At 61.6% G+C, this 20,453-nt stretch carries 22 protein-coding genes; 13 read left to right on the forward strand and 9 right to left on the reverse strand.

Annotation, left to right across the window (positions count from 1 at the left end; all coding sequences use genetic code 11):
* Positions 1-2: 2 nt before the first annotated feature.
* The 3 genes from argH to HRQ64_RS19660 are packed head-to-tail and all read left to right on the forward strand — an operon-like array spanning position 3 to position 3,474.
* On the forward strand, positions 3-1,511 hold the full coding sequence (gene argH, locus HRQ64_RS19650) for an argininosuccinate lyase (RefSeq protein WP_172125873.1): 1,509 nt from the start codon (positions 3-5) through the stop codon (positions 1,509-1,511).
* Positions 1,511-2,578 (forward strand): sn-glycerol-3-phosphate ABC transporter ATP-binding protein UgpC, encoded by a 1,068-nt coding sequence (gene ugpC, locus HRQ64_RS19655; protein WP_172125875.1) that lies wholly within the window; start codon positions 1,511-1,513, stop codon positions 2,576-2,578. Before argH ends, ugpC begins: the two co-directional genes overlap by 1 nt.
* Positions 2,575-3,474 (forward strand): sugar kinase, encoded by a 900-nt coding sequence (locus HRQ64_RS19660; protein WP_172125877.1) that lies wholly within the window; start codon positions 2,575-2,577, stop codon positions 3,472-3,474. Before ugpC ends, HRQ64_RS19660 begins: the two co-directional genes overlap by 4 nt.
* Positions 3,475-3,511: 37 nt before the next feature.
* On the opposite strand, the gene HRQ64_RS19665 is transcribed toward HRQ64_RS19660, so the two are convergent.
* Together HRQ64_RS19665 and HRQ64_RS19670 are read right to left on the reverse strand one after the other, a co-directional pair.
* Positions 3,512-4,813: a hemolysin family protein gene (locus HRQ64_RS19665; RefSeq protein ID WP_172125879.1), complete on the reverse strand. Its 1,302-nt coding sequence runs from the start codon at positions 4,811-4,813 to the stop codon at positions 3,512-3,514.
* Positions 4,814-4,914: 101 nt separating this feature from the next.
* Entirely contained in the window at positions 4,915-5,358 is a 444-nt protein-coding gene (locus tag HRQ64_RS19670) for a GyrI-like domain-containing protein (protein ID WP_172125881.1), read from the reverse strand.
* A gap of 365 nt (positions 5,359-5,723) precedes the next feature.
* On the opposite strand from HRQ64_RS19670, the gene HRQ64_RS19675 reads away from it, so the two are divergent.
* From HRQ64_RS19675 to HRQ64_RS19705, 7 genes are all read left to right on the forward strand, one after another.
* Positions 5,724-6,539, forward strand: a complete 816-nt coding sequence (locus HRQ64_RS19675) for a transporter substrate-binding domain-containing protein (RefSeq protein WP_172125883.1) — start codon at positions 5,724-5,726, stop codon at positions 6,537-6,539.
* Between the two features lie 106 nt (positions 6,540-6,645).
* On the forward strand, positions 6,646-7,311 hold the full coding sequence (locus HRQ64_RS19680) for an amino acid ABC transporter permease (protein WP_172125885.1): 666 nt from the start codon (positions 6,646-6,648) through the stop codon (positions 7,309-7,311).
* A gap of 10 nt (positions 7,312-7,321) precedes the next feature.
* A complete protein-coding gene (locus tag HRQ64_RS19685; protein ID WP_172125887.1) occupies positions 7,322-7,975 on the forward strand; it encodes an amino acid ABC transporter permease in 654 nt (217 codons plus the stop codon).
* Complete coding sequence (locus tag HRQ64_RS19690; RefSeq protein WP_172125889.1) at positions 7,968-8,690, forward strand: amino acid ABC transporter ATP-binding protein; 723 nt, start codon at positions 7,968-7,970, stop codon at positions 8,688-8,690. The genes HRQ64_RS19685 and HRQ64_RS19690 overlap by 8 nt, the downstream gene beginning before the upstream one ends.
* 26 nt (positions 8,691-8,716) lie before the next feature.
* Positions 8,717-9,829 carry a cis-3-hydroxy-L-proline dehydratase gene (locus HRQ64_RS19695; RefSeq protein ID WP_172125891.1) on the forward strand — a complete coding sequence of 371 codons (1,113 nt, stop codon included), beginning with the start codon at positions 8,717-8,719 and terminating at the stop codon, positions 9,827-9,829.
* Complete coding sequence (locus HRQ64_RS19700) at positions 9,829-10,869, forward strand: proline racemase family protein (RefSeq protein WP_172125893.1); 1,041 nt, start codon at positions 9,829-9,831, stop codon at positions 10,867-10,869. The genes HRQ64_RS19695 and HRQ64_RS19700 overlap by 1 nt, the downstream gene beginning before the upstream one ends.
* A gap of 2 nt (positions 10,870-10,871) precedes the next feature.
* A complete protein-coding gene (locus HRQ64_RS19705) occupies positions 10,872-11,063 on the forward strand; it encodes a 2-hydroxymuconate tautomerase (RefSeq protein WP_172125895.1) in 192 nt (63 codons plus the stop codon).
* An 89-nt stretch (positions 11,064-11,152) separates the two neighbouring features.
* Here HRQ64_RS19705 and HRQ64_RS19710 read toward each other — a convergent pair whose 3' ends face one another.
* From HRQ64_RS19710 to HRQ64_RS19720, 3 genes are all read right to left on the reverse strand, one after another.
* Complete coding sequence (locus tag HRQ64_RS19710) at positions 11,153-12,115, reverse strand: dihydrodipicolinate synthase family protein (RefSeq protein WP_172125897.1); 963 nt, start codon at positions 12,113-12,115, stop codon at positions 11,153-11,155.
* Positions 12,116-12,215: 100 nt separating this feature from the next.
* The gene (locus HRQ64_RS19715; protein WP_172125899.1) at positions 12,216-13,229 is read right to left on the reverse strand and encodes an Ldh family oxidoreductase; all 1,014 of its coding nucleotides are present in this window, start codon (positions 13,227-13,229) and stop codon (positions 12,216-12,218) included.
* A gap of 10 nt (positions 13,230-13,239) precedes the next feature.
* Positions 13,240-14,274 carry a proline racemase family protein gene (locus HRQ64_RS19720; RefSeq protein WP_172125901.1) on the reverse strand — a complete coding sequence of 345 codons (1,035 nt, stop codon included), beginning with the start codon at positions 14,272-14,274 and terminating at the stop codon, positions 13,240-13,242.
* A 275-nt stretch (positions 14,275-14,549) separates the two neighbouring features.
* On the opposite strand from HRQ64_RS19720, the gene HRQ64_RS19725 reads away from it, so the two are divergent.
* Entirely contained in the window at positions 14,550-15,269 is a 720-nt protein-coding gene (locus tag HRQ64_RS19725) for a GntR family transcriptional regulator (protein WP_349236757.1), read from the forward strand.
* Positions 15,270-15,289: 20 nt separating this feature from the next.
* Positions 15,290-16,519, forward strand: a complete 1,230-nt coding sequence (locus tag HRQ64_RS19730) for an FAD-dependent oxidoreductase (protein WP_172125903.1) — start codon at positions 15,290-15,292, stop codon at positions 16,517-16,519.
* A gap of 26 nt (positions 16,520-16,545) precedes the next feature.
* On the opposite strand, the gene HRQ64_RS19735 is transcribed toward HRQ64_RS19730, so the two are convergent.
* The gene (locus HRQ64_RS19735) at positions 16,546-16,776 is read right to left on the reverse strand and encodes a hypothetical protein (protein WP_127754531.1); all 231 of its coding nucleotides are present in this window, start codon (positions 16,774-16,776) and stop codon (positions 16,546-16,548) included.
* Between the two features lie 242 nt (positions 16,777-17,018).
* Between HRQ64_RS19735 and HRQ64_RS19740 the strand changes: the two genes are divergently transcribed.
* Positions 17,019-17,843, forward strand: coding sequence for an NlpC/P60 family protein (locus HRQ64_RS19740; RefSeq protein ID WP_172125905.1), 825 nt, complete (start codon positions 17,019-17,021; stop codon positions 17,841-17,843).
* Positions 17,844-17,853: 10 nt separating this feature from the next.
* Here the strand turns inward: HRQ64_RS19740 and HRQ64_RS19745 are convergent, their stop codons facing one another.
* The 3 genes from HRQ64_RS19745 to HRQ64_RS19755 are packed head-to-tail and all read right to left on the reverse strand — an operon-like array spanning position 17,854 to position 20,452.
* The gene (locus HRQ64_RS19745) at positions 17,854-18,753 is read right to left on the reverse strand and encodes an ATP-binding cassette domain-containing protein (RefSeq protein WP_172125907.1); all 900 of its coding nucleotides are present in this window, start codon (positions 18,751-18,753) and stop codon (positions 17,854-17,856) included.
* Positions 18,750-19,568, reverse strand: coding sequence for an ABC transporter ATP-binding protein (locus HRQ64_RS19750; protein ID WP_172125909.1), 819 nt, complete (start codon positions 19,566-19,568; stop codon positions 18,750-18,752). Before HRQ64_RS19750 ends, HRQ64_RS19745 begins: the two co-directional genes overlap by 4 nt.
* Positions 19,565-20,452: an ABC transporter permease gene (locus HRQ64_RS19755; RefSeq protein WP_172125911.1), complete on the reverse strand. Its 888-nt coding sequence runs from the start codon at positions 20,450-20,452 to the stop codon at positions 19,565-19,567. Before HRQ64_RS19755 ends, HRQ64_RS19750 begins: the two co-directional genes overlap by 4 nt.
* Position 20,453: the final 1 nt, after the last annotated feature.

Genomic DNA, 20,453 nt, shown 5'->3' on the forward strand with positions numbered 1-20,453 from the left:
CCGTGACCGATCCCCGTCTTGCCGATCAGTCGGTCTTTCCCGATCCCGTCTACAAGGAAACGGTGCTGCGGCCGCTATTTGATGGCGCCAAGGACCATCATGTGGAGGGCTTTCGCGCCATAGATCGCGCTCACCTGGTGATGCTGGCCCAAACCGGCATTCTTGATGCCGATCAAGCGCGCGAGATTGCCGGAGCCCTCGAGAGCATCGATACTGAAATCGATCCTGCCGCGCTGGTTTACAAAGGCGAGGTCGAGGATTTCTTTTTCCTGATCGAAAAGGAACTGAAGAAGCGCATCGGTCCAGATCTTGGCGGGCGGCTGCATACCGCGCGCTCGCGCAACGACATCGACCATACCCTGTTCAAGCTGGGGTTGCGCGAGCGCCTCAACCTGCTGATCAACAAGGCGCTCAAGCTGCACTCGACGCTGATCGAAGCGGCAGAACGGGAGCAGGCGACACTGATCGTTGCCTATACCCATGGCCAGCCGGCACAGCCGACCACGTTCGGGCATTACCTCTCGGCGATTGTGGAGTTCGTCGGACGCGACATCGAGCGGTTGCTGCAGGCTTATCGTTTGGTGGACCTTTCGCCCATGGGCGCTGCGGCCATCACGACCACGGGCTTTCCCACGGATCGGGCTCTGGTCGCCGAGTTGCTTGGCTTTGCCGCGCCTCTGCAAAATTCCTATTCCTGCATAGCGGGCGTTGACTACATCACGGCCACCTACAGCGCCATGGAGCTGATGTTCCTGCATCTCGGCCGGCCTATTCAGGATTTCCAGGTCTGGTCCAGCTTTGAAGTCGGGCAGCTTTATGTGCCCAACAGCCTCGTGCAGATTTCCTCGATCATGCCGCAAAAGCGCAATCCGGTGCCGGTCGAGCATCTGCGGCACCTGGCGAGCCAGACCTGCGGGCGCGCGCACGCCATGCTGACGGTGATGCACAACACCCCCTTCACCGACATGAACGACAGCGAGGGTGAAACCCAGTCCATGGGCTATGGCGCCTTTGAGAGTGCCTACCGCGTGCTTGATCTGCTGGCAGCATTGGTCGCCCAGGTCCGCATCAACCCTGAACGCGTGCGCGCCAATATCAACCGCTCCTGTATCACCATTACCGAACTGGCCGACAGCTTGGTGCGGCGCGAGGGTTTGTCGTTCCGGGAGGGACACGAAATCGCGGCGTCGGTCGCCAAGGCGGTGGTCGCTGCGGGCGGCGATCTGGCTGGGGATGGCTACGCACCGTTCCTTGCGGCGTTCGAGCACGCAACCGGACGCAAGAGCGCGCTTGATGCTGCAGCCTTCGCCGAGATCGTGTCGCCCGAATATTTCGTTGCAGTGCGCACCCGTTTCGGCGGCCCCGCGCCCGAGCCGCTGCAAGCGGCCATCACTGATTACAAGAAGGATGCGGCCGCATTGGCCGCTCAACATCAAACCATTCTGCGCCGCCAGGACGAAGCCGCGCGCATGCTCAATGAGCGCTTCGACGCATTGAAGGGAACAGCCTGATGGCCAAGATTGAACTGCAGAGCCTGGTCAAGAACTACGGCAAGACCCAGGCGGTGCATGGCATCGACCTCACCGTTGAAGATGGTGAGTTCGTCGTGTTCGTGGGCCCGTCCGGCTGTGGCAAGTCAACGACGCTGCGCATGATTGCCGGGCTTGAGGATATCTCTGCCGGCAATCTTCTCATCGGCGGCGAGGTTGTGAACCAGCGCGAGCCGAAGCAGCGCAACATCGCCATGGTGTTCCAGAACTACGCCATTTATCCTCACAAAACGGTGGGGCAGAATATCGGTTTTGGGCTCTACACCTCCAAGCTGTCTAAGGAAGAAAAACAGCAGCGCATCCTGCAAACGGCCAAGACCCTGGGCCTAGAGCCGCTGTTGGATCGGCGCCCTGCAGCACTGTCGGGCGGTCAGCGCCAGCGCGTTGCCATCGGCCGAGCGATGGTCCGTGATCCAGTGGCGTTTCTGTTCGACGAGCCACTGTCGAATCTCGATGCGCAGTTGCGGGCGCAGATGCGTATGGAGATCAAGAGCCTCCATCGCCGGCTTGGTACCACCATCGTTTATGTTACCCATGACCAGGTCGAAGCCATGACCATGGCCGACAAGATCGTGGTGATGCGTGACGGGCATATCCTGCAGGTCGGCACGCCCACCGATCTCTACGAAAACCCCAACGATGTCTTCACCGCGCGCTTTATCGGCAGCCCGTCGATGAACATGCTCGATGGCAAGCTGAGTGGTGGCACGCTCAGCATCGAAGGCACGACGATCTCGGGCCTGACGCTGCCTGCGCAAGAGGGCGATGTGCTTGTCGGCCTGCGCCCGCATGATCTGGTTGTAGGCGAGGCGAGCGAGCCAGGCCTTGGTGCAACTGGCATTGTCGAGGCGGTGGAGCCGCTGGGCTCGGAGACACTGGTGCATGTTCAGGTCGGCAAGAGCCAGATCATCGCCACCGCACCTGGTCGTGTGGTGCCCAAGGTCGGCAGCACGGTATCGATCAATGCCGGATCGGGGTCGCTCTATCTCTTCGATAAAGCCAGTGAGAAGGCCCTGGGCCGCGCATGACGTCTTCCCCCGTTGCAGCTGGGGCGGTGCTCAGCCTTGGGCGCATTTATTGCGACCTGGTGTTTCGCGGCCTCGATACCATGCCCCAGCTTGGCCGCGAGGTTTTTGCCGGAGAGTTCGAGTTAACCCCTGGCGGCGGCGCCCTGATTACCGCGGCACATCTGGCGGGCCTGGGGCGTCCCTCGGCCTTGTTGGCGCGGTTCGGCACTGACGATTTATCCCTATCGCTCGAAGCCACGATCAAGGCTCTCGGGCTTGACCTGCAGTTTCTCGACCGAAATGCAGCGGCCGGTCCGCAGTTAACGGTGGTAATGGTGCAGGACGGGGATCGTGCATTCTTGTCCAAGCGGGCGGGGCAGGCTCGTCCCCAGACCCTGGAGGCGGCCTTGGCGTGGCGCAAAGCGGCGCATTTGCATATCGCCGAATACGCGACCCTGCACGAGGCAAGCGATGCCATCATCATTGCCAAGCAGCATAACCTCACGGTCTCGCTCGATCCGAGTTGGGACGACCAGCTGATCCGGGATCCCGATTTTTTCGCGCTCAGCTCAGGAGCCGATATCTTCCTGCCCAATATGGAAGAAGCCGAAGCGCTGACCGGCCAATCCGATCCTCAAGTGGCGCTGGTAGAGTTGGCCCGGTATTTTCCTTGCGTCGCGTTGAAATGCGGCGCGGAGGGCGCCTTGCTTGCCGTTGATGGCCAGGTTTTCCGTCTGCCGAGCCCCAAGGTGGAGGTGGTCGACACCACCGGCGCTGGTGATGCCTTCAACGCCGGGTTCCTGCACGCCTGGCTCAGCGGCGCCGATCCGCAAGCATGCCTGGCCGCAGCAATCGATGCCGGTAGCCGTTCCGTTCAGGCTTCGGGCGGCATCGGGAGCTTGCGGGCTGAAGCTTGATTGATTGCGGCCGTGCCCGGTGCCAAGGCGGCGGGAGTCAGCCTTTCGCCTTGCCTGTCTTGGTCACCAGCAACTGGTTGAGCCGCATCTTGTCGGCGTCCACCACCTCAAAGACATAGCCGGCTGCTTCCACCTTGTCGCCCTTGCGGGCCGCTCGGCGCAGCCGATGGACGATGAAGCCGCCAATGGTCTCATAGGCCGCTTCGGCTTCAAGGTGCTTGATCCCCAAGGTGCGCGTGACATCCACGAACGGCGCTACGCCGTCGACAAGCCAGCTCTGCTCATCGCGCTTGAGAATTGCCTGCTCTTCGAAGGGGTTGGCCAGGCCCTGCATCAGCGCGCCCATTAGGTCCTTGAAGGTGACCACGCCAACCACATGGGCGTATTCGCTGACCACGAGGGCAAAGCCTGTGCTCTGGGCTTGGAATTCGGCAAGGACCTCCCAAACATTGAGCGTGTCGGGCACTGATAGCACGTCGCGGCGGGCCTTGGCGAAATCCACCTCGCCATGCTTGTCCATGGCGGTGACCAGCACGTCCTCGGCGCGAACACAGCCAATCACCGCGTCGATGCCCCCGTCGCAGATGGGGTAATGCGAAAACGGCCGGCGGCGCACCTTGTCCTGCTGCACCTCATGGGGGTCGCTGATGTCGAGATAAACGATGTCGTCCCGAATGGTCATCACCGAGGTGACGCTGCGCAACTCGAGCGCCAGGACATTTTCGATCAGCCGATGTTCGTTTTTCATCAGCATGCCTGACGCGGCACCCCCAGCCAGGATAAGCCGGAAGTCCTCGGCCGTGACTTCGTCGGCAGCCACTTTGGACTCGATGTTGAACCAGCCGATGATCACGTCGGACAGTCTGCCGAAGAACCAGACCAGGGGCTTGAGCACCTTGACCGAGGTTTCGGGAAACCACACCAGCGACAGGGCGACCTGTTCGGGCACCAGCATGGCAATGCGCTTGGGCGTCAGGTCGGCCAGCAGCACAAACAGCATGGTGACCAGCAAGAAGGCCAGCACGGAGCCGATCGGCAGGGCCAGGTCGGGGGCAACGCCCACCAGCCGCAAGGCGTCGGCGAAAACCGGCCCAAACGCATCATGCCCGAGCGTACCCGCCAAGATCGACACGGCATTGGTCACGATCTGCAATGCGGTGATAACGCTGCCCGCCTCGCCCCGCAGCGCCACGAACCGCAGGGCCCTGTTGTCGCCCCCTTCAGCCAGCGCGCGGATGCGCACTTCGCGCGCTGCCGCGAAGGCGATTTCCGACAGCGACACGATCACGCTGACGCCGATCAGGCCGATGATCAGCAAGACGCCGAGGATGGGAGTCATATTGCTTTCCAGTTAATGCCGGGTCTTCATAGCGACACGCCCACTGAACGTCCAATCGGCAGGGGGCATGTCTTCCAAGCGGGGCCGCACGGCTCAAGCTCTTAGCCGAGGCGCAGGATCTCCGGGGCGAGCGCAACATGCAGTTCATGCCGCACCGCTGGTAGTCCAGGGATGTAGCCGAAGTCGAGTTTGAACTCTGTGGCGGTTAGGCCGCGTGCGGCGGCGTACGCATAAAGCTGGGCAAACCCATCGGCTATGCCACTCACGGGTCCCTCATATCCGATCCGCAGATAGCGTTGTGCCGGGATCTCATAGAGGATCATCCCGGGAGGCACATCGGTTTTGCGGGCGGCCAGAAAGCCCACGAGTTCACGATGGATAGCGCCCTCAACGCCGATCGAGGCGGCAAGAAAGCTCGACGCTCCGGTCTCGGTTTCAAACAGCCAGGTCCATGCCCTCGAGATTGCTTGTGCCAGTTCTGGCTCGGGCGCCTCGACCATGATGCCGATGGCAGTGAGTTCGGGCAGTTCGATGAGTTCGATCATTGGTCACCAGTCCAGGCGGTTTGAGCGAGCGCGGCTGCAGCGCGCCTCGTCAGCGCGAAATTGCGTTCTTTGCTGCTGAGCGCTTGTTGGTCAAAGCCCTCACATAGCACAGCCCGTCGGCTTGGCGGCAAGGCGATGAGCTCATATCCTCGCCGCAGTGAGTGCTCGCTGGCTTTAGGATGAGGGACTAAGCACCAAGACCTCCACACGCCGAGACACCGATAGGCATCCGCAGTGTTGCTGTCGACAGCTTGCGCACAAAAGACGTCTTAGGGGTATTGACGCTTCGAAGCGTTGGTATACGCTTTCTTTACTTAGGATCGACACGTCGAGTGCCATGCTCGGCTGTACGAGAAGGGGACACCATGAGACTCTTGCTTACCGCCGCCTTGGCGCTTGCCTCCTTGGCGACCGGGCTTCCTGCTTATGCCGACAAGCTCGATGACATTATTGCATCGGGCACCCTGCGTTGCGCCGTGGTGCTGGATTTTCCGCCGATGGGATCGCGCGACGAAAACAACAACCCGGTCGGATTTGACGTCGATACTTGCAACGACCTTGCCGCGGTGCTCGGCGTGCAGGCAGAAATCGTCGAAACCCCGTTTCCCGACCGCATCCCCGCGCTGGTTTCAGGGCGCGTTGATATCGGCGTTGCCTCGACCTCCGATACGCTCGAGCGCGCCAAGACCGTTGGTTTTTCCATCCCCTATTTTGCTTTCGAAATGGTGGTCTTGACCAAGGAAGGCCTGGGTATCGCCGATTACGACAGTCTCAAAGGCAAGAAGGTGGGCTCCACCTCTGGCACCTATGAGGCTCTGGCCCTGGAAGAAAGCGTCAACGAATGGGCTGACCCGGCCGGTTCGTTCCGTTCCTACCAGACCCAGGCGGACGTGATGCTGGCGCTTTCGCAGGGCCAGATCGATGCGACCGTCGTAACCTCCACCGTCGCTGCTTCCACCATCGCCACCGGCAATTTCCCCGGTTTCGTCATGGGCGGCAAGGCGCCCTACGAAATCGATTATGTTGGTCTCATCACTCTGCGCAACGAGCAGGGCTTGCTCAACTACCTCAACCTCTTTGTTAATCAGCAGGTCCGCACCGGCCGCTATGCCGAGCTTTACGCCAAGTGGGTTGGTGAAGGCGAGCCGCCGAACCTGACGGTTCCGGGCGTTTATTACTAAGGATCTGGCAAGGAGCGCCCGGGCAGGCGCTCCTTTTTTTCTGCGCCACTACGGTGAGCTCTAGCGCCGCGAGAATTGTAGCCCTGATGGTTAGAACGCGCCCTTGATGTTTAATTATACCTTCCACTGGCGTCCGGCGCTTCAAGCGTTGCCGCAGATGCTGGGCGGAGCCGTGGTGACGCTGCAGCTCGCAATCCTTTCCATGATCATCGGCATCATCATTGGCGTGTTGCTGGCACTGATGAGTGGCTCGGGCAGCAAGTTTCTCCGTGGCCTTGCCAGCACCTGGATCGAGATTGCCCGCAATACGCCGGCATTGTTCCAGATCTACATGGCCTATTTCGGCCTCGGGCAGTTCGGCATCCATCTCGACAGTTTCGTGGCGCTGCTGGCCGGCATTGCCTTCAACAATGCCGGGTATCTTGCCGAGACCTTCCGGGGTGGGCTGCGGGCCGTTCCCGCCACTCAGGTGCGCGCCGCGCGCTCCCTGGGCTTTGGCCCGATCAGTGCTTTCCGGCTCATCGTGTTGCCGCAGATGTTTCGTGCCGTGTTCTACCCGGTGACCAACCAGATGGTGTGGGCGATCCTGATGACCTCGCTGGGCGTCGTGGTGGGGCTCAATACCGATCTCACTGGCATCACCCAGCAACTCAACGTCAAGACGTTCCGCACCTTTGAGTATTTCGCCTTGGCCGCGGTGATGTATTACCTGCTTGCCAAGGCGGTCACGCTGGGTGCCCGCCTTCTTGCCTATCGACTGTTCCGATATTGAGGGGGCAGTCATGTTCCAAACTGGCTTGAGCCTCAACGATATCGGTTTTTTGCTGCAGGGGGCTGGTGTCACCCTCTTGATCACCTTCTGGGCCATGCTCGGCGGCACGCTCCTCGGCATCGTCTTCGGCGTATTCCGGGCGACTACGCCTTGGTGGGCGAGCGCTCCGCTGGCCTTTCTGCTCGATATCTTTCGCTCGGTGCCGCTGCTGATCCAGCTCGTCCTGGTCAACGCGTTCCAGGCGATCGCCGGGCTCAACATCAGCGCCTTTATCGTGTCTTGCGTGGTGCTGGCGCTCTACACCTCCGCATATTGTTCCGAACTGGTCCGGGGCGGCATTGCCGCCGTGCCGGTGACGACGCGTCGCGCCGCGCGCTCGTTGGGCATGAACTGGTGGCAGGACATGACCAATATTGTTTACCCCATCGCGCTGCGTATCATGCTGCCCAGCTGGATCGGCCTGACGCTTGGGGTGATGAAGGATACAGCGCTGGTGTCCTGGCTCGGCATCATCGAGTTGCTGCGCTCATCGCAGATCATCGTCACCCGCATTCAGGAGCCGCTATTTGTGCTCAGCATAGCCGGGCTGATCTACTTCATTATCAGCTTCCCGATTTCGCGCCTGGGCGCCAAACTGGAAAAGAAATGGCGCGAGAATGATTGAGATCGAGAACGTCCAGAAATACTACAATGAGCTGCGGGTCCTGGATGACGTGAGCCTGAGCGTGTCCAAGGGCGAGGTGGTGTCGATCATCGGTGGCTCCGGATCGGGCAAGTCGACACTGCTGATGTGCATCAATGGCCTTGAGGCGATCCAGGGTGGCAAGATCAGCGTCGATGGCGTGGACGTGCATGCCAAGGGGACCGACCTCAACAAGCTGCGCACGAAAATCGGCATTGTTTTTCAGCAGTGGAACGCCTTTCCCCACCTCACCGTACTGGAAAACGTCACACTGGCCCCGCGTAAAGTGCTGGGCAAGAGCCGCGCCGAGGCCGAGGCGATCGGTCGTCAGCAACTTGAGCATGTGGGGCTTGGGGACAAGCTCGACGCCTATCCCGGCAAGCTTTCCGGCGGGCAGCAGCAGCGCATGGCCATCGCGCGCGCCCTGGCGATGAGCCCGCAATATATGTTGTTCGACGAGGTCACATCCGCCCTTGATCCGCAGCTGGTGGGTGAGGTGCTCGACACCATGCGTCTGCTCGCCAAGGAAGGCATGACGATGATCCTCGTCACCCATGAAATGGCCTTTGCTCGCGAAGTCTCCGACCGTGTCGCCTTCTTCAAGTCCGGCAAGGTGCATGAGATCGGGACGCCCGAGCAGATTTTCGGCGATCCCCAGCGTCCGGAAACCAGAGAATTCCTAGCTTCGGTGCTTTAGCCGAACTCACCAGCAGGGCGATCCAGATGAAAATTACCGCTATCAAAGCGTGGCAGGTTGATCTGCCACTCAAGGAAGGTCGCTATAGCTGGTCGGGCGGCAATTTCATGGAGGTGTTCGACTCCACAGTCGTGGCGGTGGAGACCGATGCCGGCATCACCGGCTATGCTGAATGCTGCCCCCTGGGCTCAGCCTATTTGCCGAGTTATGCTGCGGGCGTGCGCGCCGGCATCAGCGAAATCGGGCCCAAGCTCATTGGCATGGACCCGACCGATCTGGGACCACTTAATCGCCAGATGGATGCGGTGCTGCGCGGACACCCCTATGCCAAGGCGCCCATCGACATTGCCTGCTGGGATATTCTGGGCAAGGTCGCGGGGCTTCCCGTTTATAAATTGCTCGGCGGTCTTGAGCAGGAGGAAGTCGCCCTTTACCGCGCCATCTCGCAGGAAGATCCCGAGGCCATGGCCCGCAAGATCGATGGCTACCGCGCCGAGGGCTATACCAAGTTCCAGCTCAAGGTCGGCGGCAATGCCAATGACGATATCGAGCGCATTCGCGCCTGCCGCGACATCCTCAAGCCCACCGACATTCTGGTATGCGATGCCAATACCGGCTGGACCATGGCCGATGCCGCTCGCGTGGTAAATGCTGTCCGAGACCTCGATGTTTACATCGAGCAGCCCTGCATGAGCTATGAGGAAAGCGTCTCCATCCGTCGGCGCACCAGCCTACCTTTCGTGCTCGACGAAGTGATCGGTGGGGCCGATACCCTGCTCAAGGGCATTGCCGAAGACGCGATGGACGCGATCAACCTCAAGATTTCCAAGGTCGGCGGGCTGACCAAGGCCAAGCTGATGCGCGACCTGTGCGTCGCCTCGGGCATTCCGATGACCATCGAGGATACTTGGGGCGGCGATATTGTCACCGCCGCCATCGCGCATCTGGCCTGCTCCACGCCCGAAAAGTTCTACCTGTCGGCCACCGACTTCAATTCCTACGGCACCGTGTTTATCGCCGATGGCGCGCCGCAGCGCGTCAACGGCAATATGTCGGCGTCCAACGAACCCGGTCTCGGCGTTACACCCAAGTTCGACGTGCTGGGCGAGCCGGTGCTGGTGATCGGAAAGGCTGCCTGATGCGCACCAGCAAGATCATCCAGACGGTCTCCTGTCATGCCGAGGGGGAAGTGGGCGATGTGATAACCGGCGGCGTGTTGCCACCGCCGGGGGACACGATCTGGGAGCAGCGCACATTCCTTGCGACCGACGAAACGCTGCGTAATTTCATGCTGCAGGAACCACGGGGCGGGGTGTTCCGGCACGTCAATGTGCTGGTGCCCCCCAAGAACCCAAAAGCGCAGATGGGCTGGATCATCATGGAGCCGCAGGATACCCCGCCAATGTCGGGGTCCAATTCCATGTGCGTTTCCACTGTCTTGCTCGATGCAGGCATTATCCCGATGACGGAGCCGGAAACGCGCATGGTGCTCGAAGCACCGGGCGGGTTGATCGAGGTCGTCGCCGAGTGCCGCAACGGCAAGGCGGAACGGGTCGCCATCAAGAACCACCCCTCCTTTGCCGACAAACTCGACGCCACCCTGGAAGTGGAAGGCGTGGGAACGCTCACCGTCGACACCGCCTATGGCGGGGACAGTTTCGTGATCGTCGACAGCAAAGCCCTGGGCTTTGCCATTGCGCCTGATGAGGCGCGCGACATTGCGTTGATGGGCATGAAGATCACCAGGGCCGCTAATGAACAATTGGGGTTCCAGCACCCGCTGCATGCCGAATGGAGCCACTTTTCTTTTTGCCAGATCGCCGCGCCCGTAACCCGGGACGAGAACGGCGTGCTGACTGCCGCCAACGCCGTGGCCATCCGCCCGGGCAAGATTGACCGTTCGCCCTGTGGCACTGGCTGTTCGGCGCGCATGGCGGTGTTGCACGCCAAGGGGCAGATCAAGGTGGGCGAGGCGTTTATCGGCCGGTCCATTATCGGCTCGCGCTTTGATTGCCGTATTGACAGCGAAACCATGCTGGGCGATCGCAAGGCCATCGTGCCCATCATCGCCGGCAGCGCCTGGATCACCGGCACGCACCAGCACATGCTGGATCCCGCCGATCCCTATCCAACCGGCTATCGCCTGTCGGATACCTGGCCAGTGGAGGGCCGTTTCTGAGCATGCCTTACATCAAGATCGAAATGAACGAAGGGCGCACGCCCGAGCAGAAGGCCGCTTTGGCGCGGGCCATCACCGATGCCGTCGTGGAGCATGCGGGGGCCAAGCGGGAGAGTGTCTGGATCGTCTTTGATGATGTGGCGCGACACAACTGGGCAGTCGCCGGCGAATTGCTGGACAAGCCCGCCTCCTAGATCTGCAAGGCGCCGCCCACGGGACGTCGTATCGGGCCAGAAACAAGAAGGCTCCCCAATTGGAGAGCCTTCTTGTTATGGTGAGCGCCTCAGCGCGTGTAGTTCTGCACGGCGCCGGGCAGGGTGCTCCACTGAGCATACCAGGCCTTGAACTGGTTGAATTGCCGTTCGGCCCAGGCGCGCTGGCTGGGTGACAGCTCGTCGGTGGGGTTGAAGTGGAGCTTGTAGGCGTCCTCCCCCTGCAGCTCGAGCATGAACTTGTAGTAGAGCACCAGATCGGTGCCTTCATCCCAGGAGGAGAGGATTTCCAGCGCCTCGCCCAATTCCCGGGCACGGATGCGGGCATCGGGATCGCCGGCGGCAGCGGCCTTCGACAGGGCCACTAGATGCAGGATCTCCCGGGGCAGGGCATTGCCGATGCCGGTGATGGTGCCGGTCGCGCCCGCTTTGACATAGCCGTGGTAAACGCCGGTATCGACGCCGGCCATCAGCACCACATTGGCATCGCCACTGGTGATGTGCTCGGCGGCATAGGTCATGGCTGCGGGGCCACCAAATTCCTTGAAGCCGACAAGGTTGGGATGCTTGGCGCGCAGGGCGTTGAACAGGTCGGCCTTGGTTTCGAAGCCGTAATGGGGGCTGTTATAGATCACCGCGGGCAGAGTTGGTGCGGCGGCGAGGATAGCCTCGAAATGGTGGCGCTGGGCGATGGGGGAATTGCCGCGCGACAACACCCGGGGAATGACCATCAAGCCAGCCGCGCCGACCTGTTGCGCGTGTGTAGCCAAAGCGACGGCTGAGGCCGTGTTGATTGCACCGGTGCCAACAATCACGGGCAGGCCCGCCGCGACCAGGCGCGCCACGCCTTCCATGCGCTGGGCATCGGTGAGCAGGGGCCAATCGCCCATGGAGCCGCAATACACCACGGCGGACATGCCGGCAGCGACGAGCTCGGTGGCCTTGCGGACCAGTTCGTCGAAATCGGGGCTACGGTCCGCATTGCACGGCGTCATCAGTGCGGGAATTACGCCCGTGAAAATTTCGGTTTGCATCGTGTCCTCGTCCAGCAAACGAGCAGGCGTCAACGCACCTGCCCGGTTCACTTACCATTCATGCCACGTTGTATCCTTTTTGTCGACAGCGCAAGCCTGCCTACAACAGGGCGCGGATATCGGCCAGCAAGGCACTGGGAACTTCAACCTCGCCGCTGGCAAGCGAACGCGCCCGCGCAGCATAGCGCCGCTGCGACGGCAAGCGCGCGCCTTGATCGATAATGGCATCAAAGATGATCTCGGCCCGGTCGGCATGGCGTGACGCCTCCACTCCGGTGAAGACCTGGGGGTCGAAGGCAAGCAGAAGTTCGCCGTGATAGGGTGCTGCGCCAGCGCCGTTATCGAATTGCTTGGACTCGATACTGCTGAGATCGCCGATCAACGGCCCCGCTATCAACTCGATCATCGTAGATAGCGCCGAGCCCTTATGGCCGCCAAACGTCGTCATGGCGCCGCTAAGCGCCTTTTCTGCGCTGTCGGTCGGAGCCCCGCTCTCATCCACGGCCCAATCGAGCGGGATTGGCTTGCCGGCGCGGCGATGCAGCTCGATTTCCCCCCGCGCCACGCTGGAGGTGGCGAAGTCGAATACATAGGGATCTTTGCCCGGACGCGGCCAGGCGAAAGCCAGCGGATTGGTGCCAAACACGGGCTTGGTGCCACCAAATGGCGCAACCCAGTTGTGGCTAGGGGTCATGGCGATGGCGACAACACCCTGCGCCGCCAAGGCCTCGACTTCGGGCCACAATGCCGAAAAGTGGTAGCAGTGGTTGATCACCAGCGCCGCGATGCCATTCTGCCGCGCCTTGTTGACCAGCATGGTGCGGCCGGCCTCAAAGGCCAGCAGCGAATAGCCGCCTTTGGCATCGACGCGCACAATACCGGGCGCATGGTCGAACAGTTCAGGCTGCACCACGCCATCCACCTTGCCCGCCCGGATGGACCGGACGCAGCCCAACAGACGATAAAGGCCATGCGAATGACACTCGTCGCGCTGGCCCGCACAAACCACGGTGGCGACTGCCGTCGCGTGATCGATGGCAAAGCCGTTGCGGACCAGCACCGCAACGCTGAGGTCAAAGGCTTCGTCAAGCCGCAGGGTGGACGTTTCTGTCACAACAATGCCCTTAGTTCATCAGGTCGAAGGCATCACCCCAGGTGTCGGCAACCGAGTAACCCTGTGGATAGGGGTCGCTAGGATCAACGCCGATCTGGTGGATGCCATGGATCCAGCCGCGGCCCGAGATAATGGGCTGCACGGCCGGGCGGCCGGCCACCGTGGTGTCGCCCGCATAAGTAACCTCGAAGGTGGAATCGATGATGGATCGGGCGGTAAAACTGTCGCCAGGCTTGGCCAGGCCCCGCGCTGCCGCGACGGCAAGACGGGCGGAATTGCCAGTACCGCAGGGTGACCGGTCGATCCGGCCAGGTGGCATGATGGTGGCGCCTTTGAGTTCGCCCGCCTCGTTGAAGCTGGTGAACATAGTGTAGGATATGCCCTTGATGGCCTCGATCTCGGGATGGGCAATCTCGAGCTGAGCATTGACGGCGCGGTGGATGGCGCTGCCCGCCTCCACCAGTTTCTTGGCCTGGTCCGGCCTGATCTCGAGGCCGAGTTGCGCCGGGTCGATCAGCGCATAGAAAATCCCGCCATAGCCAATGTCGAGCTTGACCTTGCCGAACCCCGCCACGTCGACCACGGCGTCGAGCTGGTGGGCATAGGACGGGTTCATGGTGAGCGTAACCCGTTCGCATTTGCCGTTACGGCAACTGGCCCGCGCCGTCACGAGGCCCGACGCCGTCTCGATCCGCACGATGGTTTCCGGCTCGACCATGGGCAGCATGCCGGTCTCGAGCAAAACGGTGGTGAGGCAAATACTATTGGATCCCGACATCGCATGAGCCTTGTCGCCCTGCAAAATCATGAAGGCGATATCAGCGTCCGGACGTGTTGGCGGAAAAATGAGACAAGTGCTCATCTGGGCCGAAGCGCGCGGCTCGAAAACCAGGAAGCGCCGGAGGCTATCGTCGACTTCGTTGATATGGCGCAGCTTGTCGGCAATGGTGGCGCCGGGAACATCGATGACCCCGCCCGTGACGATGCGGCCAACTTCCCCTTCGGCATGGGCTTCAACAAGGGTTACGGTCTTGGACCAGCGCATGGGAGGATTTCCTTTGCAGATTGAGCCACCCGGCCGGGCATCTGCAGTTCCGGCCACCTGACATCATACCGGCGCTATATCCAATCTGTCGACAAACAAAGCTGCTCAGGGGTGCGTTCTCCGGCGTTGAACCGGAACCGCAATCTCCGCTAAGCTCGCCTATCGCTGATCATCCGTCGACGTGCTGGCCGGCCCCCTTGTTGGGCAATACGCCGGCACAAACGGTTCGTGATTGTTGCCGGCCCTTGTGCGCCGCGAATGCCGGGAGCCGCGCCGTGAAAACCAAAGCCAGCGAAACGGCCAAGATTGCCGGCGAACCGGGTCGTATCCGGGGGTCGGGCGCGCAAAAAGTCTATCAAACGCTGCGGCAGTCCATTCTGGACCTTACCCTCGATCCCGGCAGTCCGCTCGATGAGGTGACGCTTTCCGAGCAGTTCCAGATGTCGCGCACGCCGATCCGCGAGGCCTTGGTGCGCCTGGTGGCGGAAGGGCTGGCCAAGACACTGCCCAATCGCAACACCGTGGTTGCCACCATCGATTTCGCCCAGCTTCCGGTTTACTTCGAGGCGCTGACGTTGATGTATCGAGTAACGACGCGGGCAGCGGCAGTGCATCACGCGCCCGAGCAGATCGAGACGATACGCAAGTTCGAGGCCCAATATGCGCAAGCCGTGGCGCGTCGCGACGCGCTGGCCATGATCCAGTCCAATCGGGATTTCCATGTCGCCATCGCCGAAGCGGGCGGCAATAGCTATTTCACCAATCTCTTTGCGCGCCTCCTCGATGAAGGCCGACGCATCCTGCGCATCTATTACCGCTCGTTTGATGACAAGCTGCCCCAGCAATATGTGGAAGCCCATAGCCTGATGGTGGAGGCGATTGAAGCGGGCGACGCCGATCGGGCGGATGCCTTGGCCGCCGAGCACGCGGCACAGATCGTCAAACAGATCCAAAGCTACATCAACCGTGAAACGGTATCCAAAATCACATTGTAGCGTTCAAAAGCAGGGGCAAGATGAAAAAGATCGGCGTCGTAGGCGCAGGTATTGTTGGCGCGGCGATTGCGACCCGACTGATTGGCGATGGCCATGCTGTAACGGTGTTTGATGCCGAACCGGGGGGCTTGCCAGCCTCGTCGGGAAACGCGGCGCTGATTGCCCTGCCCGAAATTGCGCCGATAGCCAGCCCAGGCATGCTGACCGCAGTACCCAAATGGCTGATGGATCCACTTGGGCCACTGACCTTGCGCTGGCAGGATGTTCCCGCATTGATGCCCTGGTTGGTGGCCTTTCTAGCGGCCTCGACGCCACAACGCGGTGCGCTCGCCCGCGAGGCTCTGACGGGCCTGATGCAAACGGCCTTGGCGGATCACCAGCAGCTGGCCGCCGGCGCGGGTTTGGCAGGCCATTTGCGGCAAACCGGCTTTATCTCGCTGCACGACAGCCAGGCCAGTTTGGACGGCGCGGTGCGCGAGGCCGGGCAGGTGCGGGCTGCGCTCGGCTATGACTTCGAGGCAATAACTCCTCAAAAGACCCGAGCCATGGTGCCCCAGCTCGAGGGGAGGTTCTTTGGTGCAGTGTACCAGCCTGGCTATTGGATGGTCTCCAACCCGCTGAGCGTCCTGCGGCACTTCCAGGACTTTATTCGCGGGCGCGGCCAACTGCAGCAGGGCCGGGTGCTTTCCCTGACCAAGCGAGAGGCCGGCATTGCCGTCATGCTGCAGGGTGGCGAGGAGCAGGTGTTCGACAGGGTGGTTGTTGCTGCCGGAGTGTGGTCGCGCGATCTTGTGCGCGGCTTGGGCCTCAAAGTGCTGCTCGAGAACGAGCGCGGCTATAACACGACGTTCACGGACCTGAATTGGAACCTGGCATTGCCAGTGGGCTTTGCCGATCATGGTTTTGTGGCGGTGCCCCTCGTAGATGGGCTGCGCGTGGGCGGTGCGGTGGAACTGGCCAAGCCCGAGACTTCGCCCAATTTTGCCCGCGCCAAGGCGATGCGCGAGAAGATGCGGCGCTACGTGCCTTCGCTGCCCGAAGGGGGCAAGGAATGGATGGGCCGGCGGCCCTCCACACCCGATTCACTGCCGGTAATCGACATCCATCCAGGGGATCCGCGCATACTTTATGCTTTTGGCCACGGTCATCTGGGCTTGACGTTGAGCGCCGTCACGGCCAATTTGATTGCCGGGATGGTGGAGGGCACCAGTTCGGCACCGCAGCCGTTCTCGATCACCCGCTTCCAGTAGCTTGGCGGAAAAAGGCTCGTTACCGCCTAGTCTGCTTCGTCATCCACTACCGCGTAAGGGACCCGGGCCAGAACGACCCGGCCTTCGTCTTCAATCTGGAACTCGCCCCGCGTTGGCTCATCGGCCAAGGCAACGGCCCCCTTGACCGCAAAGGATGCCTCCTCGATCGCTGCATTGAGGGACTCCAGCTTGATGCCGTCGATATCCACGTCGAGCGGTCCGCGGTCGGACTGGTGATTGAAAAAGAACCTCGGCATTTGGGCCACCTCGTTATCGTTCCTCCCCAACGAGTTGCGCGGAACGTCTGTTCCCCGCTTGGATTCACAAGCGGGAGAGAAGCAGCTGTCGGTGATGCCGATCAAGCTTGGCGGAAGGCTGGCACTTCGCGGGTGCGTGACAGGAGAAAGCGAGCGCGCTACCATTCAGCACGCGCATAGTGGCTCCGGGCTTTGCGGGAGTCGTAATATTCTCGAGCCTTCCACCAGGACAGGACACCATCTTGCTTGATCATCGCCTCACCTTGGCGCGCGACGGCGTCGCAGCCCGATCCCTCGAGGGCATTGTTCCTGCTGATCGCTATCTTGATACGACCATCCACCAGACCGCGGTGGCTTGTGCCCCGTTGCGCCGGGAGCCGTCGCCGTCCGCCGAACAGCTCGATCAGGTGCTGTTCGGGGAATTGTTCGAGGTGCTCGATGTGGCGGATGGCTGGGCGTTCGGGCGCGCCATGCGCGATGGCTATGTGGGTTTTGTGGCGGCGAGCGCCCTGAGCGGCGCTCCCCGAACCCCTACCCACAAAGTGAGGGCGCTCCGCACCTATGCGTTTAGCGGCCCCAGCATCAAGACCGCGCCAACCGGGCTTTATTCCATGAATGCGCTGCTGGTCGCCGAGGGCCGCGAGGGTCGCTTCGTACAAACCGCAGGCGGCTGGTTTGTTGAGGAGCATCTCGCCCCTGTGCAGGAAGCTGAAACAGATCCCGTCGCGGTGGCGCAGCGATTTGTGGGGACGCCTTATCTCTGGGGCGGGCGCGAGAGCTTGGGGCTTGATTGTTCGGGGCTGGTGCAACAGGCGCTCTATGCCTGCGGGCGCGATTGTCCGCGCGATACCGACCAGCAGGTCGCGCTCGGCCACCCGGTTGACGCCCTGCGCCGGGGTGACCTGGTGTTCTGGCGTGGCCATGTTGCCATGATGACCAGCGATAGGGACATGATCCACGCCAACGCCTTCCACATGGCGGTGGTAATCGAGCCATTGGCCGAGGCCGTGGCGCGGATCAGCAGTCGCGGTGGTGGCGAGCCGACCGCTTTTCGGCGCCTCGACTAGGCCCTGCCGCTTAGGGCAGTGGCCGAATAAAATGGTTGGGCGCCACCTGCCGTACCTCCGGCTGCGGCAGGGCCGATCGTCGCCGGATCTCCTCGACATGCGTGAGTTCGGCTGCGCCAGAGGTGTCGGCAAATCGCTGGTCCGGATCGGGAACAGCCGAGAGCAGCAGGCGCGTATAAGGATGCTGGGGATTGCTCAACACCTTATCCGTTTCGCCCCATTCCACAATCTGTCCGGCATACATCACCATGATGTCCTCAGCGACATAGCGCGCCGTGGCGATGTCATGGGTGATGTACAGGAGCGCCAGCCCTAGTTGGCGCTTCATGTCGTTGAGCAGGTTCAAAATGCCCAGGCGAACGGACACGTCGAGCATGGAGGTAGGTTCGTCGGCAACGATCACCGCTGGGTCAACCGCCAATGCCCGGGCGATGCTGATGCGCTGGCGCTGGCCTCCTGACAATTCGTGCGGATATTTCGGCGCGACCAGTTTTGGATCAAGCTTGACGCGCGAGAGGAGTTCATCAATCGCAACCTGGCGTTCGGCGCCCTTCATCTTGGGCCGGTGAAGGCGGAGTGGTCGCTCCAGATGGTGGCGCACCGTGTGCGCTGGGTTAAGCGAGGCAAAAGGATCCTGGAACACCATCTGCACCGCGGCGCGGTAAGACTTGAGACCGCTGCTGGTGACTGGCATGCCGCGGAACAGGAGTTGCCCCGCATCAGGCCGGTATTCTCGCATGATCAGGCGCGCCGCGGTGGTCTTTCCCGACCCCGATTCGCCCACCAGGGCGAGGGTGCGGCCGGGATGGAGCGCAAACGACACAGAACGCGCGGCATAAACCGGCTGGTCGGCGCGACCAAAGGTCTTGGAAACATTGTCGAGGGCGAGAACCGGTTCGGTCTGGGTCATAGGGCTGCGCTCGCGCCAATCTGTTGGCCGGAGAGCTTGGGCATGGAGCCCCAAAGCCGGCGCGTATAGGCATGCTGGGGCGAGTGGTAGATGGTCTGCGCCGCATTCACCTCCACCAACTCGCCTTCAAGCATGATGCCGATGCGATCACAGGCCTGCACCATCAGGGCTAGGTCGTGGGTGATAAAGAGGACGGAAAAGCCCAGCTGCTGGCGCAGAACATCGATACGGCCCAGTATCTCACGCTGCACCACCACATCGAGCGCGGTGGTTGGCTCATCCATGATCAGCAGCTTGGGATTGAGCGCAAGGCAAATGGCGATGACGATGCGTTGGCGCATTCCGCCCGAGCACTGGTGCGGATAGGAGAATAGCCGATCAGGCGAGATATCGACCATGGCCAGCAGCTCGGCTGCCCGGTCGCGGGCCTGGGCGCGCGACATGCCGGTATGGGTGCGCAGCACATCGAAGAACTGCCGCTCGATGGTGAGGACGGGATTGAGCGAGTTCATGGCGCTTTGGAACACCATGGCAACCTCGCGCCAGCGGAAGCTGCGCAACTCCTCCTCGTTCAGAGCCAGGACGTCACGGCCAGCAAGCCGGATCTGGCTGCCGCTCAGGATCAGCGCGGGTGGGCGATGCAGGCGGCTAATGGCAAAGGCGATGGTGCTTTTCCCGCAACCCGATTCCCCGGCAAGCCCGAAGAACTCACCGGGCATGATGTCGAAGCTGACATCCTTGACGGCGCGGAAATCCTCCTCGGCGCCAACATAGTCGATGGAAAGGTTGCGAATGGACAGGACGGGATCGGTCATAGCTTGCCCTCTCCGGCCCGCACGCGCGCTGTCCAGCGGCTCAACATGCCGCCGGTGCGCAGGCGGGGATTGGCGATTTCGTCGATGGCAAAGTTCAGCAGCGCCAGGCCAAGTCCGAGCAGGGCCAGCGCGAGGCAGGGGGACAGCAGGTCCCACCAGGCGCCCACCGAAAGAGCCGAGGCGTTCTGCGCATTGTAGAGCATGATGCCCCAGGAAACGGTGTTGGGATCACCGAGGCCGAGGAATTCGAGCGTCGCCTCGGTGACCACGGCGAAGATCACGCTGCCGATGAAATTGATGCCGACGATCGAGACGAGATTGGGAAAAATCTCGAAGGCCATGATGCGCCAGCTTGGCTCGCCCAGCATCTCGGCCGACTTGACGAAGTCGCGTTGGCGCAGCGACAGGGTTTCCGAACGGGTGACGCGCACACCCCAGGCCCAGGAGGTGAAGCCCAGGATCAGTGCGATCACGAGCGGATTGGCCTGGCCGATAAAGGCTGCGATCACCAGCAAGAGCGGCAGGTTTGGTACCACCAGCACCATATTGGTGAAGAAGTTGATGACTTCATCCACCACGCCGCCCTTGTAGCCGGCGAGAATTCCCAAAACAGTGCCGATCAGGGTGATGAGCAATCCCGCGCCAAAGCCAACAGCAAGCGAAATGCGGGCGCCGTAGACCAGGCGCGTGAAGACATCATGGCCGAGCCGCGTCGTGCCCAGCCAATGTTCAGGTGAGGGGGGCTGGTGTGGGCGGCCCACGCGCTGGGTCGGGGAATATTCGGTCAGGAGCGGCGCAAAGATCGCTACCAGAATGATGATGGTGAGAATGGTCAGGCCGACAACGGCCTTCTTGTTATGGGCAAGCTGAGCGAGGAGCGGCACG

It is taken from the genome of Devosia sp. 919 (assembly GCF_013185965.1).
GTDB lineage: Bacteria > Pseudomonadota > Alphaproteobacteria > Rhizobiales > Devosiaceae > Devosia.

What these genes read in the sequence shown, in the direction of transcription:
- ugpC (WP_172125875.1), top strand. Translation starts at nt 1,511, where the DNA reads ATGGCCAAGATTGAACTGCAGAGCCTGGTCAAGAACTACGGCAAGACC.
- HRQ64_RS19660 (WP_172125877.1), top strand. Translation starts at nt 2,575, where the DNA reads ATGACGTCTTCCCCCGTTGCAGCTGGGGCGGTGCTCAGCCTTGGGCGC.
- HRQ64_RS19665 (WP_172125879.1), bottom strand. Translation starts at nt 4,813, where the DNA reads ATGACTCCCATCCTCGGCGTCTTGCTGATCATCGGCCTGATCGGCGTC.
- HRQ64_RS19670 (WP_172125881.1), bottom strand. Translation starts at nt 5,358, where the DNA reads ATGATCGAACTCATCGAACTGCCCGAACTCACTGCCATCGGCATCATG.
- HRQ64_RS19675 (WP_172125883.1), top strand. Translation starts at nt 5,724, where the DNA reads ATGAGACTCTTGCTTACCGCCGCCTTGGCGCTTGCCTCCTTGGCGACC.
- HRQ64_RS19680 (WP_172125885.1), top strand. Translation starts at nt 6,646, where the DNA reads ATGTTTAATTATACCTTCCACTGGCGTCCGGCGCTTCAAGCGTTGCCG.
- HRQ64_RS19685 (WP_172125887.1), top strand. Translation starts at nt 7,322, where the DNA reads ATGTTCCAAACTGGCTTGAGCCTCAACGATATCGGTTTTTTGCTGCAG.
- HRQ64_RS19690 (WP_172125889.1), top strand. Translation starts at nt 7,968, where the DNA reads ATGATTGAGATCGAGAACGTCCAGAAATACTACAATGAGCTGCGGGTC.
- HRQ64_RS19695 (WP_172125891.1), top strand. Translation starts at nt 8,717, where the DNA reads ATGAAAATTACCGCTATCAAAGCGTGGCAGGTTGATCTGCCACTCAAG.
- HRQ64_RS19700 (WP_172125893.1), top strand. Translation starts at nt 9,829, where the DNA reads ATGCGCACCAGCAAGATCATCCAGACGGTCTCCTGTCATGCCGAGGGG.
- HRQ64_RS19705 (WP_172125895.1), top strand. Translation starts at nt 10,872, where the DNA reads ATGCCTTACATCAAGATCGAAATGAACGAAGGGCGCACGCCCGAGCAG.
- HRQ64_RS19710 (WP_172125897.1), bottom strand. Translation starts at nt 12,115, where the DNA reads ATGCAAACCGAAATTTTCACGGGCGTAATTCCCGCACTGATGACGCCG.
- HRQ64_RS19720 (WP_172125901.1), bottom strand. Translation starts at nt 14,274, where the DNA reads ATGCGCTGGTCCAAGACCGTAACCCTTGTTGAAGCCCATGCCGAAGGG.
- HRQ64_RS19730 (WP_172125903.1), top strand. Translation starts at nt 15,290, where the DNA reads ATGAAAAAGATCGGCGTCGTAGGCGCAGGTATTGTTGGCGCGGCGATT.
- HRQ64_RS19735 (WP_127754531.1), bottom strand. Translation starts at nt 16,776, where the DNA reads ATGCCGAGGTTCTTTTTCAATCACCAGTCCGACCGCGGACCGCTCGAC.
- HRQ64_RS19745 (WP_172125907.1), bottom strand. Translation starts at nt 18,753, where the DNA reads ATGACCCAGACCGAACCGGTTCTCGCCCTCGACAATGTTTCCAAGACC.
- HRQ64_RS19750 (WP_172125909.1), bottom strand. Translation starts at nt 19,568, where the DNA reads ATGACCGATCCCGTCCTGTCCATTCGCAACCTTTCCATCGACTATGTT.